A 13494-nucleotide genomic window follows, 5' to 3' on the forward strand; every position below is an offset into this window, starting at 1 on the left:
TCCTACGCCCCGGCTGGCCGCTGGATGAGGCGGACGAGGTCCTTCGAGAGCGTCGCGAGCTCGGAGGACGTCTTGAGCGTGACCGACGAGCTCGCCTCCGTCTCGCGCGCGGTGCGCGCCACGTCGAGCAGCGCCGCGTTGACCTGCTCGACCGCCGTGGCCTGCTGCTTGGTGCTGAGCTCGATCTCGCGCGACGCCTCGGCGGTGCTGCTGACGAGCTCCGAGATCTGCCGGAAGCTCGTGGCGACCTCGCCGAACTGGCGCGCGCTCGCGTCGACCGCCTTCGAGCCGCTCTCGGTCGCGATCACGGTCGTGTTCGCGGCCGCGCGGATCTCCTCGATGAGCGCGCGGATCTCCTTGGTCGAGCCGCCCACGCGGTCGGCGAGCTTGCGGATCTCGTCGGCGACCACCCCGAAGCGCCGGCCCGCGTCCCCGGCGCCGGCCGCCTCGATCGTCGCGTTGATCGCGAGGATGTTCGTCTGCTCGGCGAGCTCGTTGATGATCTGGAGGATCCCGCCGATCTCTTGGGATTTCTTGCCGAAATCGAGCATGTGGAGGACGATCTGCTCGACCTGGCGCTGGACGCCGTCGATGCCCTCGCGCGCCCGCTTCACGGTCTCGTCGCCGGCGCGCGCGGCCGCGGCGGTGTCGGCGGCGATCTGCGTCACCCGCTGCGTGCTCTCGGCGATCTGGTGGGAGGTCGAGAGCAGCTCCCGCATGGTGGCGGAGACCTCGGTCGAGGTGGTCGCCTGCTCCTTCGAGCCCTGCGCCTGCTGCGTGGCGGCGGCCTGGAGCTCCGTCGCGGAGCTCTCGATGCGGCGGGTCGCCGAGTGGATGCGGCGGTTGATGCCGCGGATGATCAGGAAGCCGACCGCGGCGACGACGAGGACGGTGAGCGCGGAGCCCGCGGTGAGGGTGACGAGCAGGCGCTGCTCGCTCGCCGCGGCCTCCTCCTCTCGCGCCGAGAGGGCGCGCATCTCCTCGGCGCGGAGCTCGCCGGCGACGGCGCGGATGTCATCCATGGCCCGCCGGCCGCGGCCGCTCGCGACCGTCGCCGCGGCGGCCGCGGCGCCCTCGCGGCGGCGCTGCTCGACCGAGAGGCGCATCTCCTCGAGCTTGTCCCGCATGAGCGGCCGGAGCCGGTCGAGCCGCCCCTGCGCGCCCAGGTTCCCCTCGGTCAGCCGGCGCAGCTCCTCGTAGTCGGCGTCGATCGAGTGCAGCGCGATCTCGTAGGGCTCCAGGAACGCGTCGTCGCCGGTGATGATGAACCCCCGCTGCCCCGTCTCCGCGTCGAGGAAGTGGGCGTGGAGCTCGTCGAGCTCGGTGAGCACCCGGTAGGTGTGCTTCAGCTCCTGGCTGATCTCGAGCAGGCTCGCCGTCTTGTGGACGGAGACGACGCCCAGCGCGATCAGCACGACGAGGGGGAAGAACAGGCTGGCGGCGATCTGCTGCGGGATGGTCCACGTGGTCTTCATCGATCTTCCTTGGGACGCTCTGCGCCTCGCTCGGCCCGGCGCAAGACGGTGTCCGCGACGGCGGCGACGCGGAGGAGGCCCCGCGGCTCGCCGTCGACCTCGACGGCCTCCGTGACGAGCTCGCCCGCGCCTTCGCGCTCGCCGGCGGCGGAGCGCGCGCCCTCGCGCGGGACGCTGGCGTGGCCCTCGATCTCGTCGATCGCGAGCGCGATGTCGGGGTGCTCGGCGCAGACGAGGAGCCAGCGCGGCGCCGGCCCGGCCGCCGCCGCGCCCACGCCGGCGCGCGGCCGGCCGGAGACGAGCGCGGCGAGGTCGTACGCCGCGGCGAGCCGGCCGCGCAGGCCGACGAGCCCGAGCAGCCCCGGCGGGCCGCCGGCGAGCGGCACGATCCGGCGGCACGGCTCGACGGCGGCGAGCTCCTCGATGCGCACGAGGAGCCTGCGGTCGCCCGCGCGGACGGCGAGCGCGCGCGCCGGCTCCTCGGCGCGGGGGCGCGCGGGCTCGGCGAAGGACGCGTCGAAGGCGGCCTGCAGCGCGGCGAGGCGCTCGGCGAGCAGGGCGCGCTTCATCCGGCGCGCCCTCCCCGGGCCGTGAGCTCGGCCTGACAGAGGCCGATCAGCGCCGACCTCGGGAAGCCGCCGCCGAACAGCACGAGGCGCTCCTGCCGCTCCGAGACCAGCAGCGCCGCCGCGCGGCCGAGCTCGTCCAGCGTGGTCGCGAGGTCGCCGGCGCGCTTCGCGAGCAGCCCGAGCCGGAGGTGCGGCATGGCGAAGCTTGGATCGCGCGACGCCGCGGCCTTGTAGTGCTGCGCGGCGCCCGCGGCGTCGCCGGCCTGCTCCTGGCAGAGGCCGAGCACGTAGTGGGCCGCGCCGCTGTCCCCGGCGTCGCCCGCGTCGAGCGCGCGCTGGCAGGCGCGCTCGGCGCGGGCCAGCTCGCCCTGCTGGCAGAGGATCACCGCGCGCAGGAGCTCGACACGGGCGCTCGACGCGGCCCGCTGGGGCAGCGCCGCGAGCGCCGCCATCGCGTCGGTGAACCGCTCGCCGCCGATGAGCTCCAGCGCCCTGTCGATCGCCGCGAGCTCGGCCAGCGCCGGCGGCCTCGTCGACGGGGGCCTCGTCGGCGGGGGCCTCGTCGATGGGAACGCGCGTTGCGCGGTCGGCGAGGCCGGCGCGTCGCCCCGCGGGGGCGGCGACACGCGCTGGGCCACCTCGGCGACGCGCGCGGAGGCCTCGCGGATGCGCGCGACCCAGCGGCTCGCGCGCGGGGCGTCGCCGCGCGCGGGGCGGGGGGGCGCGCTGCTCCGCCGGTAGTAGAAGATGCCGTGCGAGTGCGCCGCCTCGAACGCGGCGCTCGCGGCGCGGAGCGACTCGCTCGAGGCGAGGAACAGGAAGCCGCGCGGCGCGAGCGCGGCGTGGAGCCGGTCGAGCACCTCGGCCATCCTCTGCGGCGCGAAGTACATGAGGACGTTGCGGCAGAAGATCGCGTCGAACGCGCCGGGCCTCCAGAAGGCGGGGTCGTCGTCGAGGAGGTTCCGGACCTGGAACTCGACGAGCCTGACGATCTCCTGGCGCAGCGCGACGTCGGCCCCGGCGCGCGCGAAGAAGCGCTGGCGCATGTCGTCCGGGACCGCCCGCAGGGCCCACTCCGAGTACCGCGCCCGCTGCGCCTTCTGGATGGCGCCCGGGTTGACGTCGACGCCGACGACCTTGATCCGGTGCGGCAGGAGCCCCGGGTACGCGGCGTGGAGCGCGATCGCGAGCGTGTACGCCTCCTCGCCCGAGGCGCAGCCCGCCGAGAGCACGGTGATCGGCTCGCCGCCCTGACGCGCGGCGAAGCGCTCCGGCAGGGCGATCTCGACGCAGGCCTCGATCTGCTGCCATTCGCGGAAGAAGTACGTCTCCCCGACCGTGAGCTGGCCCGCGAGCACGTGGAGCTCCTCGCGGGCGACCTCGGGCCGGTCGAGCGCTCGCCGGTAGTCGCCCAGATCGGAGCACCCCCGGGCGCGCATCCGCTCGCGCAGCACGGCCTCGAGATCGGCGCCGAGGTGCAGGGACGCGCGCGAGAGCCCGAGGCGCTCTTCCAGGAGCTCCTCGAGCGGGCCGAGGTCGCGCTCGGCGGAGCTCACGCCGTGCCTCGGAGGGCCGACCACGCGGCCTCGGGCAGGAGCCGCGCCGTCTCGAGCAGCGCCATCGCCTGCCCGTCGAGCGTGCCGAGGCTGTCCACGCACTCCGGCAGGGCCTGGGCGACGAGCGGCGGAGTCTGCTCCAGGGCGGCCGGGTCGAGCTCCTTGATGCCGAGCACCTCGTCGACCTCGAGCGAGAGCGGCCGCGCTCCGGCGCGGACCGAGACGAGGCGCGCCCCGCGCTGCCCGTCCGCGACGCCGAACAGCGCCGCGAGGTCGATCACGGGCACGTGCGCCCCGCGGATGACGGCCAGCCCGCGCACGAACCGCGGCGCGCCGGGGACGCTCCGGACGTCGAGGGCGCGCATGGTCTCGACCACGGCGGTGAGCGGGAGCGCGCAAGCCCACGAGCGGGCGCGGACGACCAGGGCTCTCAACCGCCTCTCCTCCTCCGACGCGCAGGTCTCGGCGGCGCGGTGGGGTCTCCTGCAACGTGCCTCATGAGGGACCTGCCGCGCCCGGGCGCGACCCGCTCGTCACGTTACCCAATTCACGAATCCTTTTGAAGGCGTAGACGCAGCGCGCGGCGACGTCACGGCGCGGCGGGCTGCTGCTCCAGCGGGGGGTAGAAGATCTGGAGATCGTCGAGCTGCCGCACGTCGCCCTTCCGTTCGCGGGCCCAGGTCTCCGCGTAGTCCCTCGACAGGAACGCGTCGAGGTCGCCGTCTTCCGTCTCCGCGTACCACGCCTGCTCGGCCAGCAGCTTCAGGCCCGTGTGTCGGTCGTGCACGAACATGGCGCGCGGCCGCTTCCCCTCGGCCGAGAGCGCCTGGCGCGCCGCGAGCGCGGAGGCCGCGTTCTCGTACGATCGCACCCGGGCCTCGCCGTCCACCCAGAGCTGCGCGGCGCGCTTCGGCTCCGCGATCGGCGCCCCGGTGCGCGCGTCGCGCTGCGCGAGGGGCACCCTGGCGCGGCGCGAGAGCCGCTCTTCGTAGCTCACGCCGGACGCCGCGCACGCCTGCCGGATGTAGCGATCGTCCACGAACCGATCGACGTCGAGCGAGGCGTTCGTCCGCTTGAGGAGCGCCAGCGTGTCGGCCGCGACCCGCAGCCCGCGGAGGAACTGGGGCTTGAGCGTGACGTCGCGCGTCTGGATCCCGAGGGGGCCGTGGAACATGTAGGCCACCTCGGCGTCGACCCCGGTCACCTGCTCGATGAGCTCGCTGTACCGCTCGGGATCGCGCTCGAAGATGCGGTCTGCCTCGATGATCGCGCGGAGGAGCCCGACGACGACCTCCGGGTGCTCCTCCGCGTAGGCGGCGCGCACCAGCATGCCGTGCGAGGTGGGGATCTGCGTGGTGGCGCCGTCGTAGATCTTGCGCGCGGCGCCGCGGAAGGGGAACAGCTCGACGAAGGGGACGAAGCTGGCGTGGGCGTCGATGCTGTTGTCTCGGAGCGCCGCCTCGGCCTCGGCGGGCTGCTGCGGCACGAGCGTGACGTCCCGCTCCGGGTCGAGGCCGGCGTCGCTCAGCGCGCGCAGCAGCATCCCGTGCGCCGTCGAGCCGAACGGCACGGAGACGCGCTTGCCCTTGAGATCGGGCACGCCGTGCACCGGGGAGTCGATCGGGACCACGATCCCGTTCCCGGCGCCTGCGGCGCTGCCGGACAGCGTCGCAATATAAATGCTGCGCTTGCCCGCCTGCTCCGACGCGATGCCGTTCAGGACTGCCGGGAAATCGGCCATCATGCCGAAATCGAGGCCGCCGGCGATCATCTCGGCCGTGATCGGGGGCCCCGACGAGAAGTCCCTCCATTGAATGTCGTAACGGACGTCCTCGTAGGCCCCTTCTCTGGGGAGATATCGCTTGAGCAGATCGAGCTCGCGGAGGAGCAGCCCGCCCGTGGCGCAGTTGATCGTCGCGTTCTGCGTGCCGACGGCGATGCGGATCACCTTCTTTTCAGGCGGAGTGCACGCGGCGCCGAGCGCGGCGATCATGAGGCAGAGCAACCGCCGCCACGGACAGAGCTTCGTCATAGGAAGGGTGCTTATCGTTGCAGAGCGTCGATGCTCGCAGCGGCGGTGAGCGGCTGTCAAGCGCGGATGGAGAGATCGTGAGTCGACCGGTGTGTGGTGTGTCAGGCGCGCGGACGACGTGGTGTCATCATCGTCCTTCGAGGACGGCAGGCGGCCACGCGCGACGGTCCACGATAGGGCCAAGTCCATGTCGCCCGCGTTTCGAGAGGCGGCCGGAGACATCGCGTGGCGCGCGCTGGACGTACCGTCGTCGGAGCATGGCGGCGGGGAGGGGAGCCTCCGAGGCGGCATCGGCCTCGGCGCTGCGTTCCCGCCGTTCCGTGGAATTTCTCGGGGCGATTGAGGGCGCCACCCGCCCGTCCGCGCGCCGCTCGCGGCCGTCCGGCGCGCTTCTCCATACCGCCCGAGCGCGGCACGCGCTATCAACGCCCCGCGGGAGGCGCGGGCGACGCCCGTGGCTCCCGGTGGTCGCATGGTCTTCGCATGATCGCCGTGGTCGCAGAGAAGCCCGCCGTCGCCCGCGACATCGCCGCGGTGCTCGGGGCCTCGCGGCGCGCCGAGGGGTTCCTCGAGGGCGGCGGCTACGTCGTCACGTGGGCGGTGGGGCACCTCGTCGCCATCGCCGAGCCGCACCAGATCGACCCCGCCTGGAAGCGCTGGCGGCTCGACCTCCTGCCGATGTTGCCCGCGCGGTTCCCGCTCGTCGTCCTCCCCGGGACGCGGGCGCAGTTCGAGATCGTCCGGAAGATCCTGGGCCGGCGCGACGTCGAGCGCGTCATCTGCGCGACCGACGCGGGCCGCGAGGGAGAGCTCATCTTCCGCTACATCTACGAGGCGGCCGCCTGCAAGAAGCCGGTCGACCGGCTCTGGATCTCGTCGCTCACCCCCGACGCCATCCGCGACGGCCTGCGGCGGCTGCGCGACGCGCGCAGCTACGACGGCCTCGCCGACGCCGCGCGCGGGCGCAGCCGGGCCGACTGGCTCGTCGGCATGAACCTCTCGCGCGCCTACAGCCTCGTCTTCGATCAGGATCTCTCGGTCGGCCGCGTGCAGACGCCCACGCTGTCCGTGGTCGTCGAGCGCGAGCTCGCGATCCGGCGGTTCGTCCCGGAGCCGTACCTCGAGGTCGTCGCGACCTTCTGCCCGCTCCGGGAGGGCGGCGAGGGCGCCGCGGACGCGTCGTACAAGGGCACGTATTTCCGGGACCAGCCGCTCGCCAGCGATCCGCGCGAGCCGACGGGCCCCGCGGGCGAGGGCGAGAAGGCCGAGACCGCGCCGTCGCGGCGGCGCCTCCCGCCGGACGGCGAGGAGGCGCGGCGCATCATCGAGCGGGCCCGGCGCGGCGAGGCGCGCGTCGAGGCGGTGAGGTCCGAGTCCCGCCGCCTCCCGCCGCCGCTGCTCTACGACCTGACCGAGCTCCAGCGGCACGCGAACCGCCTTTACGGCTTCTCGGCGCAGAGGACGCTCGAGGTGGCGCAGGCGCTGTACGAGCGCAGGAAGCTCATCAGCTATCCGCGCACCGACAGCCGCCACCTCTCGACGGACGTGGCCGCCACGCTCGGCGCCGTGGTGCAGGCGATCGAGGGCGCCTACCAGGGCATGCTCGCGCCGGGGACGGGGACCCGGCCGCTCGGCAAGCGCTTCGTCGACGACGGCAAGGTCGGCGATCACCACGCCATCATCCCCACCGGCGCCCGGGCCTCGCGCGCGGAGCTCTCGCCGGACGAGCAGAAGATCTTCGACCTCGTCTGCCGCCGCCTGCTCTCGGCGTGGCACGAGGATCACGTCACCGCGATCACCACGGTCATCACCGCGATCACCACGCGCGCCCGGGGCGAGGGCGCCGGGGCGCCGATCGTGGATCGCTACCACAGCGCGGGCAGCGTCGTGGAGAAGGTCGGGTGGAAGGTGCTCGACATCGGCTTCGGCAAGCCGCCGGCGAGGCCGCGCAAGAAGGGGGAATCGGACGTCAAGGGAGACGCCAAGGGAGGCGAGGGGCGCGAGGCGGACGAGGGGGAGGGCGAGCGCGAGACCGCGGATCAGCTGCTCCCGCCGGGCCTCGCGCGGGGGCAGGTCCAGCTCGTGCTCGACGCGCAGGCGCTGTCCAAGAAGACGCGCCCGCCGCCGCGCTTCACCGAGGCCACGCTGCTCACCGCGATGGAGACCGCGGGCAGCAGCCTCGACGAGAAGGAGCTCTCCGAGGCGATGAAGGACTCGGGCCTCGGCACCCCGGCCACGCGGGCGGCGATCATCGAGACGCTCCTCCGGCGCGAGTACCTCGTGCGCAAGGGCAAGCTCCTGCACGCGACCGACAAGGGCATCGGGCTGATCGAGGTCGTCCACGCGGACGTGAAGAGCCCCGCGATGACGGGCGCGTGGGAGGCGAAGCTCGCCCGCATGGCCCGGGGCGGCGGCGATCTGGCCTCGTTCATGGCGGGCATCGAGTCGTACGTGCGCCATGTGGTGGAGGAGGTGAGCGCCGGGCGGCGCCCGGCGGGGGGCGCGGCGCCCCGGCCGGAGGAGCGGTCGTCTCCGTTTCCGGAGCGCGGCGCGCGGCCGGGCCTCGGGAGCGGCCGCGGCGCTGCGCCCGCGGCGGCGGAGGCCCGTCGCGACCGCGAGGCGCCGCGCGCGACGCCCCGGCGCGCGCCGGCCGGCGGCGCGGGGGGCGCGCCGGGCACCGCCTCGCGCGGCGCCCTTCCGGCGCTCGCGGGGGCGGCCGCATCCCCGCTGCCGACCCGGGCGCGCGCGGCGGCCGTGGTGCGCTCGTCCGCCGCGGCGGGCGCGGTCGCCGCGGCGGCGGCGCCCAGGCCGGCGCGCGCCGCGGCCGTCAAGTCACCTCCGGAGCGCGCCGCCGCGGCCGTCGCGCCGCTCTCGCCGCCTCCTCCTCCGCGCGCCGCCGCGATCGTCGAGCCGCCTCCGCGCGCCACGGCGGGCGCCGCGCCTTCCTCGGCGCGCGCGTCGATCGCTGCGTCACCGCCGGCGCGCCGGCCCGCGGATCTCCTCCAGTTGCTTCAGCAGTGCTTCGGCTTCCGCGCGTTCCGCCGCTACCAGGAGGCGGTCTGCCGGACGGCGGCCGCGGGGAGCGACGTGCTCCTCGTCATGCCCACCGGCGCCGGCAAATCGCTCTGCTACCAGCTCCCCGGGATCGCGCGCGGCGGCACCACGCTCGTCGTGAGCCCGCTCATCGCCCTGATGGAGGATCAGACCGCCAAGCTCCGGGCGTGCGGGTTCGCCGCCGAGCGGATCCACTCCGGCCGGAGCCGGCCCGAGTCCCGCAAGGCCTGTATCGATTACCTGGACGGCGCGCTCGACTTCCTGTTCATCGCCCCCGAGCGGCTCCGCGTGCCCGGCTTCCCCGAGCTGCTCGCCCGCAGAAAGCCGGTGCTCGTCGCCGTCGACGAGGCCCATTGCATCTCCAAGTGGGGCCACGACTTCCGGCCTGATTACCGCATGCTCGGCCAGCGGCTCCCGGCGCTCCGTCCAGCGCCGGTCATCGCGCTCACCGCGACCGCGACGCCGGTCGTGCAGGACGACATCGTCGAGCAGCTCGGGCTCACCTCCGCGGCGCGCTTCATTCACGGCTTCCGGCGGAGCAACCTGGGTATCGAGCTCCTCGAGGTCAGCCCGGGAGAGCGCCTCGCCCGGGTGCGCGCGCTGCTCGGGCAGGAGGGCCGCACGCCCGCGATCGTGTATGCGCCGACCCGGAAAGAGGCCGAGTCGCTCGCCGCCGGTCTCGCGGAAGATCTCCCCGCCGAGGCGTACCACGCGGGCCTGGCCCCGCAGGTCCGCGACCGGATCCAGGCGGCGTTCCTCGATGGCAGCACCGAGGTTATCGTCGCCACGATCGCGTTCGGCATGGGCATCGACAAGCCCGACGTCCGCACGGTCATCCACGCTGGGCTGCCCGGGAGCCTGGAGGGGTATTACCAGGAGATCGGCCGAGCCGGCCGCGACGGGCTCCCGTCGCGGGCCGTGCTGATGCACTCGTATGTCGACCGGCGAATGCACGAGTTCTTCCACGAGCGCGACTACCCTGATCCGGCGGTCTTGCAGAGGATCGAGGGGGCCCTCTCTGCGGAGCCGCGCCCGCGGGAGGAGATCCTGGGCGATCTCGGGATGGAACCGGAGGTCGCGGACAAGGCCCTGGAGAAGCTCTGGATCCACGGCGGCGCGCGCGTGGATCCGGACGGGGGCGTGGCCCTGGGCGAGCCGGGGTGGCGCGGGCCCTACGAGGCGCAGCGGCGCCACAAGCTCGCCGAGCTCGTGCAGATGGCGCGGTTCACCGAGAGCCACGGCTGCCGCATGCTGCACCTGGTCCGCCATTTCGGCGACCAGGAGGACAGCGGCGAGCCCTGCGGCCTCTGCGACGTCTGCGCGCCGGCCGCGTGCGCGGCGCGGGAGTTCCGGGCGCCGAGCCGCGACGAGGCGCAGGCGATCGCGAGGATCCTCTCGGCGCTGCGCGACGGCGAGCAGCCGACCGGCCGGCTCTACCGCGAGGCGTTCGCCGGCGGATCGCTCGAGCGGCGCGACTTCGAGCACCTCCTCGGCGGCCTCGTGCGCGCGGGGCTCGTGGAGGTGCGCGAGGACTCGTTCGAGAAGGCGGGCGAGCTCATCACCTACCAGCGCGCGTCGCTCACGCCGCGCGGCCGCCTCGGCGAGCCGCCGGTCGACGTCCCGCTCGCGAAGACCCCGCCGAAGGTGAAGAAGCGGCAAGGCGCGAAATCGTCGGACGCGCGGCGGGCGTTCTTCGCGCGCAAGGCGCAGCGGAAGAAGGGCCGGTCGCGCTGAGGGGCGCGCGGGCGGCGATCAGCGGAAGATGCCGAAGTGCCCCAGCACCCACCAGAGCAGGACGAAGATGAGGATGGTGCTGAAGCACCCGCCCCCGAGCTTTTTCGCGCCATAGCCTGCCGCAATCCCACGCAGAATCTTGCTCATCGACGGACCTCCGGCCCCGTGTCGGGGTGCTCGATCGGCAAAGCAACAGAGATGCCATCTCGAGAGGTCGGAGTTTCGGGCTGGAAGCCGATGGCCTCGCTCGCTGGGCGGTGGGGACGTCGGCGCGGGCGCCACACTGGGGCGTTTCGCTACGCTCGTGCGGGCGTGGGGCGTTGACGTTGGGCGGCGAGGGGCGACGAGAGCGGTCGCGACGCGGTCGCTGGAGACGGCGGCGGCGGCGACGGCGGTGTGGCGGCGCGTTACCGGCCCAGCTTGGCGATGACGAGGTGCTGCAGGGTGCCGTCGCTGGTCCAGGGGAGGGGGCCCGTGCCGAAGTCGGCGTCCACCGCCTTGGTCCAGCCCGCGACGAGCGTCTCGCCTTCGGGGGAGGTGGCGACGGCGGACATGCTGACGCGACGGCCCAGGAGACGACTCCATACGAGCTCTGCATCAGGGGTGAGCTTAGCAACGAAACCCTGGGTGTCGTTCGTCGCGAGCGGCCCGTCGCCGAAATCGATCTGGCTGGTGGCGTGTCCGACAACGACGATGTTGCCGTCGGGGTCCAGAGCGACGCCGCCCGTCCACTGATCCCCGTCTCCGCCGAAAGCACGCGCCCAGCTGACAGTGCCGTCAGCCTCAAGCTGCACGACGAACGCATCGTTGTCGTCCGAGGCCGTCAGCGTGTGTGTCCCCACCTTCAGCTCGTCCCTGTAATATCCTGCCACGACAGGTCGCCCCGAGGCGTCCACGGTGATACCCCTCGCCTGCACGGACGCCGCCTCGCCCATCTTCGTAGCCCAGACCGGTGTCCCGGACGGGGTCAACTTCATGACGAAGCTGCTATTTTCGATCTCAAACGTCCCTCCTATGCGAAAGGTTCCGCTGGACGAGCCAGCGACGAAGATGTTGTTCGATCGGTCCACAGCGACGGTGTTGGCCCCCTGCCACCCTGTGCCGCCGAACTTGCGCGTCCAGCAGCCCGGCGCGGTCGCGAGGCCCGTGGCGCCGTCGAGCTTCGCCACGATGATGTCCGAGCTATCGTCGGGCGCGATCGGCCCCTCGCCGAAGTCGATCGCCTCGTCGAAGGATCCCACCACGATGACGTCGTCATCTGCGTCGGTCGCGACAGCATGAACCACGCTGTCGTCTCCGCCCCCCAGACCCTTGCTCCAGGCATGCTCTCCCGATGCATAGAATCGAGCGACGAACGCGCCTTTCGGGAGCGGCCCGTCGCCGAAATCGATCGAACCGCTGGTGGTTTGGCCGGCCATAATGGGGCTCCCCGTGGAGTCGACGGCCAGTCCCCACGGGTTGTCCGCGGAAGAGTCCCCGAACTTCCTGGCCCATAGGGCATCGCCAGCCGGGCTCAGCTTCAGAAGCAGCACGTCTGTGGTATCGGCCGAAGCGAGTGTTTCACCGCCAATGGTAACCGTCCCGAACAAAGCGGCGCCGACGAATACGTTCCCCTCGGCGTCGCTTGCAACGCCCATCGGGTAGATGTCTCCCGTTTGTTTGTATGTGGTCGCCCAGACGATGCACTCTAGTCCGTCGCAGTTTTCATCGTCTACGGCATCGCATCGCTCCACCGCCGGTAGGATCTCGCCCTCGCATACGTCCCAGGCTCCATCGGCGCCGCAAGTGCGCCTCCCCTCCCGGCAGGCACCCTCGTTCCTGGTCGCCGGCGGACCGGCGTAGCACTCCTCCGACGCATCGGGCGAGCACGTCGGGTCCGTACCCTCCGAGCCGCCCGTGCCGCCGGCGGCCACGCCGTCCGGCGGCTGATCCGTGAAGTCGTCGAGCCCAAGCAGCAGCGCGCACCCGCTGCCGCAGAGGCCCAGGCTGAGGAGGATAGTAACAACGTGAGATCGTGCTCGCATGATGTTCCGCGCGCCCGAGAGCCGCGGCGGACGCGGTAGAGTGGGCGCCGGAGCTGATGTTATCACGGGCCGAGCCGCGCGCCGCCTCCGCGGATCGATGGGTCGCCGGGGATCGAGCTCTCGTCCTAGCCGCGGCCGCCTCGCGGAGGCGCGCCATAGCCGAGGAGCGGAAGCCCGATTCGCGCCGAGAGCCGGCGTATCGCCGCGCGCGGCAGCACGCGCGAGAGCTGGGCCGTGGCCTTGCTCAACGCGGTGGGGACGGCGACCACATCGCCGCGATCGGCGGCGGCGATGCCGAAGGATGCGCAGGCATCGGCGGAGAGCTCGAACGGCAGCTTCCTGCGCGGCACACCGGGCGCGCCTGCATCGAAGATCTCCGTCGTCACCGGCCCCGGGCACAGGGCCGTCACGGTGACGCCGGTCCCGCCGAGCTCCACCGCAAGGCTCTCGGAGAACGAGAGCACGAACGCCTTCGTGGCCCCGTAAACCGCGTACCCCGGGGTCGGCTGGAACGCGGCGAGCGACGCGATGTTGAGCACGCGCCCACTGCCGCGCGTCACGAGGTCGGGGACGATCGCTGCGCACAGCGCGACGACGCTCTCGCAGTTGAGCCGCACCAGCAGGGCTTGCGCAGCGGGATCGCCGTCCACGAAGGGTCCGAACCGCGTCGTGCCGGCGTTGTTGACCAGCCAGGCTGCCCCGCCCAGCTCGCGCGCTCGATCCCGAACACGGACGCCTGCACCCTCTGCGGTGACGTCGAGCTCGAGAGGGTGGATGGGCGCGTGAGACGCTGCGCGCGCCCGCGCGGAGAGCTCTTCCAGGCGGTGCGCTCGCCGGCCGATGGCGAGCACCGGCTGCCCGCGCGCCGAGAGTTGCCGTGTGAGTGCTGCGCCGATGCCGGACGAGGCGCCCGTGACGATGGCGAGGCCCGAGGCTGTGATCATGGCGCGATCCTTTAGGCTGCCTCGCCGGAGATCGCGAGCGGGTCGTTGGCCATGGTGCACGGCCGCGCCACGGCGCTCGCCGCACCGCGGCACGACCGTGAGAACG

At 73.1% G+C, this 13494-nt stretch carries 9 protein-coding genes; 1 reads left to right on the forward strand and 8 read right to left on the reverse strand.

What is annotated here, in order from left to right; translation table 11 throughout:
• Window positions 1-2: 2 nt before the first annotated feature.
• The 5 genes from WME98_RS45260 to WME98_RS45280 form a co-directional block, all read right to left on the reverse strand.
• Window positions 3-1475: a CHASE3 domain-containing protein gene (locus WME98_RS45260; RefSeq protein ID WP_437947809.1), complete on the reverse strand. Its 1473-nt coding sequence runs from the start codon at window positions 1473-1475 to the stop codon at window positions 3-5.
• A complete protein-coding gene (locus tag WME98_RS45265) occupies window positions 1472-2044 on the reverse strand; it encodes a chemotaxis protein CheW (protein WP_437947810.1) in 573 nt (190 codons plus the stop codon). Before WME98_RS45265 ends, WME98_RS45260 begins: the two co-directional genes overlap by 4 nt.
• Complete coding sequence (locus WME98_RS45270; RefSeq protein ID WP_437947811.1) at window positions 2041-3600, reverse strand: CheR family methyltransferase; 1560 nt, start codon at window positions 3598-3600, stop codon at window positions 2041-2043. The genes WME98_RS45265 and WME98_RS45270 overlap by 4 nt, the downstream gene beginning before the upstream one ends.
• The gene (locus WME98_RS45275) at window positions 3597-4034 is read right to left on the reverse strand and encodes a chemotaxis protein CheW (protein ID WP_437947812.1); all 438 of its coding nucleotides are present in this window, start codon (window positions 4032-4034) and stop codon (window positions 3597-3599) included. Before WME98_RS45275 ends, WME98_RS45270 begins: the two co-directional genes overlap by 4 nt.
• Before the next feature lie 155 nt (window positions 4035-4189).
• A complete protein-coding gene (locus tag WME98_RS45280; RefSeq protein ID WP_437947813.1) occupies window positions 4190-5632 on the reverse strand; it encodes an ABC transporter substrate-binding protein in 1443 nt (480 codons plus the stop codon).
• Between the two features lie 483 nt (window positions 5633-6115).
• Here WME98_RS45280 and WME98_RS45285 point away from each other — a divergent pair, with 483 nt between their 5' ends.
• A complete protein-coding gene (locus tag WME98_RS45285) occupies window positions 6116-10420 on the forward strand; it encodes a DNA topoisomerase 3 (RefSeq protein WP_437947814.1) in 4305 nt (1434 codons plus the stop codon).
• Between the two features lie 18 nt (window positions 10421-10438).
• Here the strand turns inward: WME98_RS45285 and WME98_RS45290 are convergent, their stop codons facing one another.
• The 3 genes from WME98_RS45290 to WME98_RS45300 form a co-directional block, all read right to left on the reverse strand.
• Entirely contained in the window at window positions 10439-10567 is a 129-nt protein-coding gene (locus tag WME98_RS45290; protein WP_020736078.1) for a hypothetical protein, read from the reverse strand.
• Window positions 10568-10827: 260 nt separating this feature from the next.
• Window positions 10828-12444 (reverse strand): SBBP repeat-containing protein, encoded by a 1617-nt coding sequence (locus WME98_RS45295; protein ID WP_437947815.1) that lies wholly within the window; start codon window positions 12442-12444, stop codon window positions 10828-10830.
• Window positions 12445-12569: 125 nt separating this feature from the next.
• Entirely contained in the window at window positions 12570-13388 is an 819-nt protein-coding gene (locus WME98_RS45300) for an SDR family NAD(P)-dependent oxidoreductase (protein WP_437947816.1), read from the reverse strand.
• Window positions 13389-13494 lie beyond the last annotated feature (106 nt).

This window comes from Sorangium sp. So ce296 (genome assembly GCF_051529605.1).
GTDB classification, from domain to species: domain Bacteria; phylum Myxococcota_A; class Polyangia; order Polyangiales; family Polyangiaceae; genus Sorangium; species Sorangium cellulosum_D.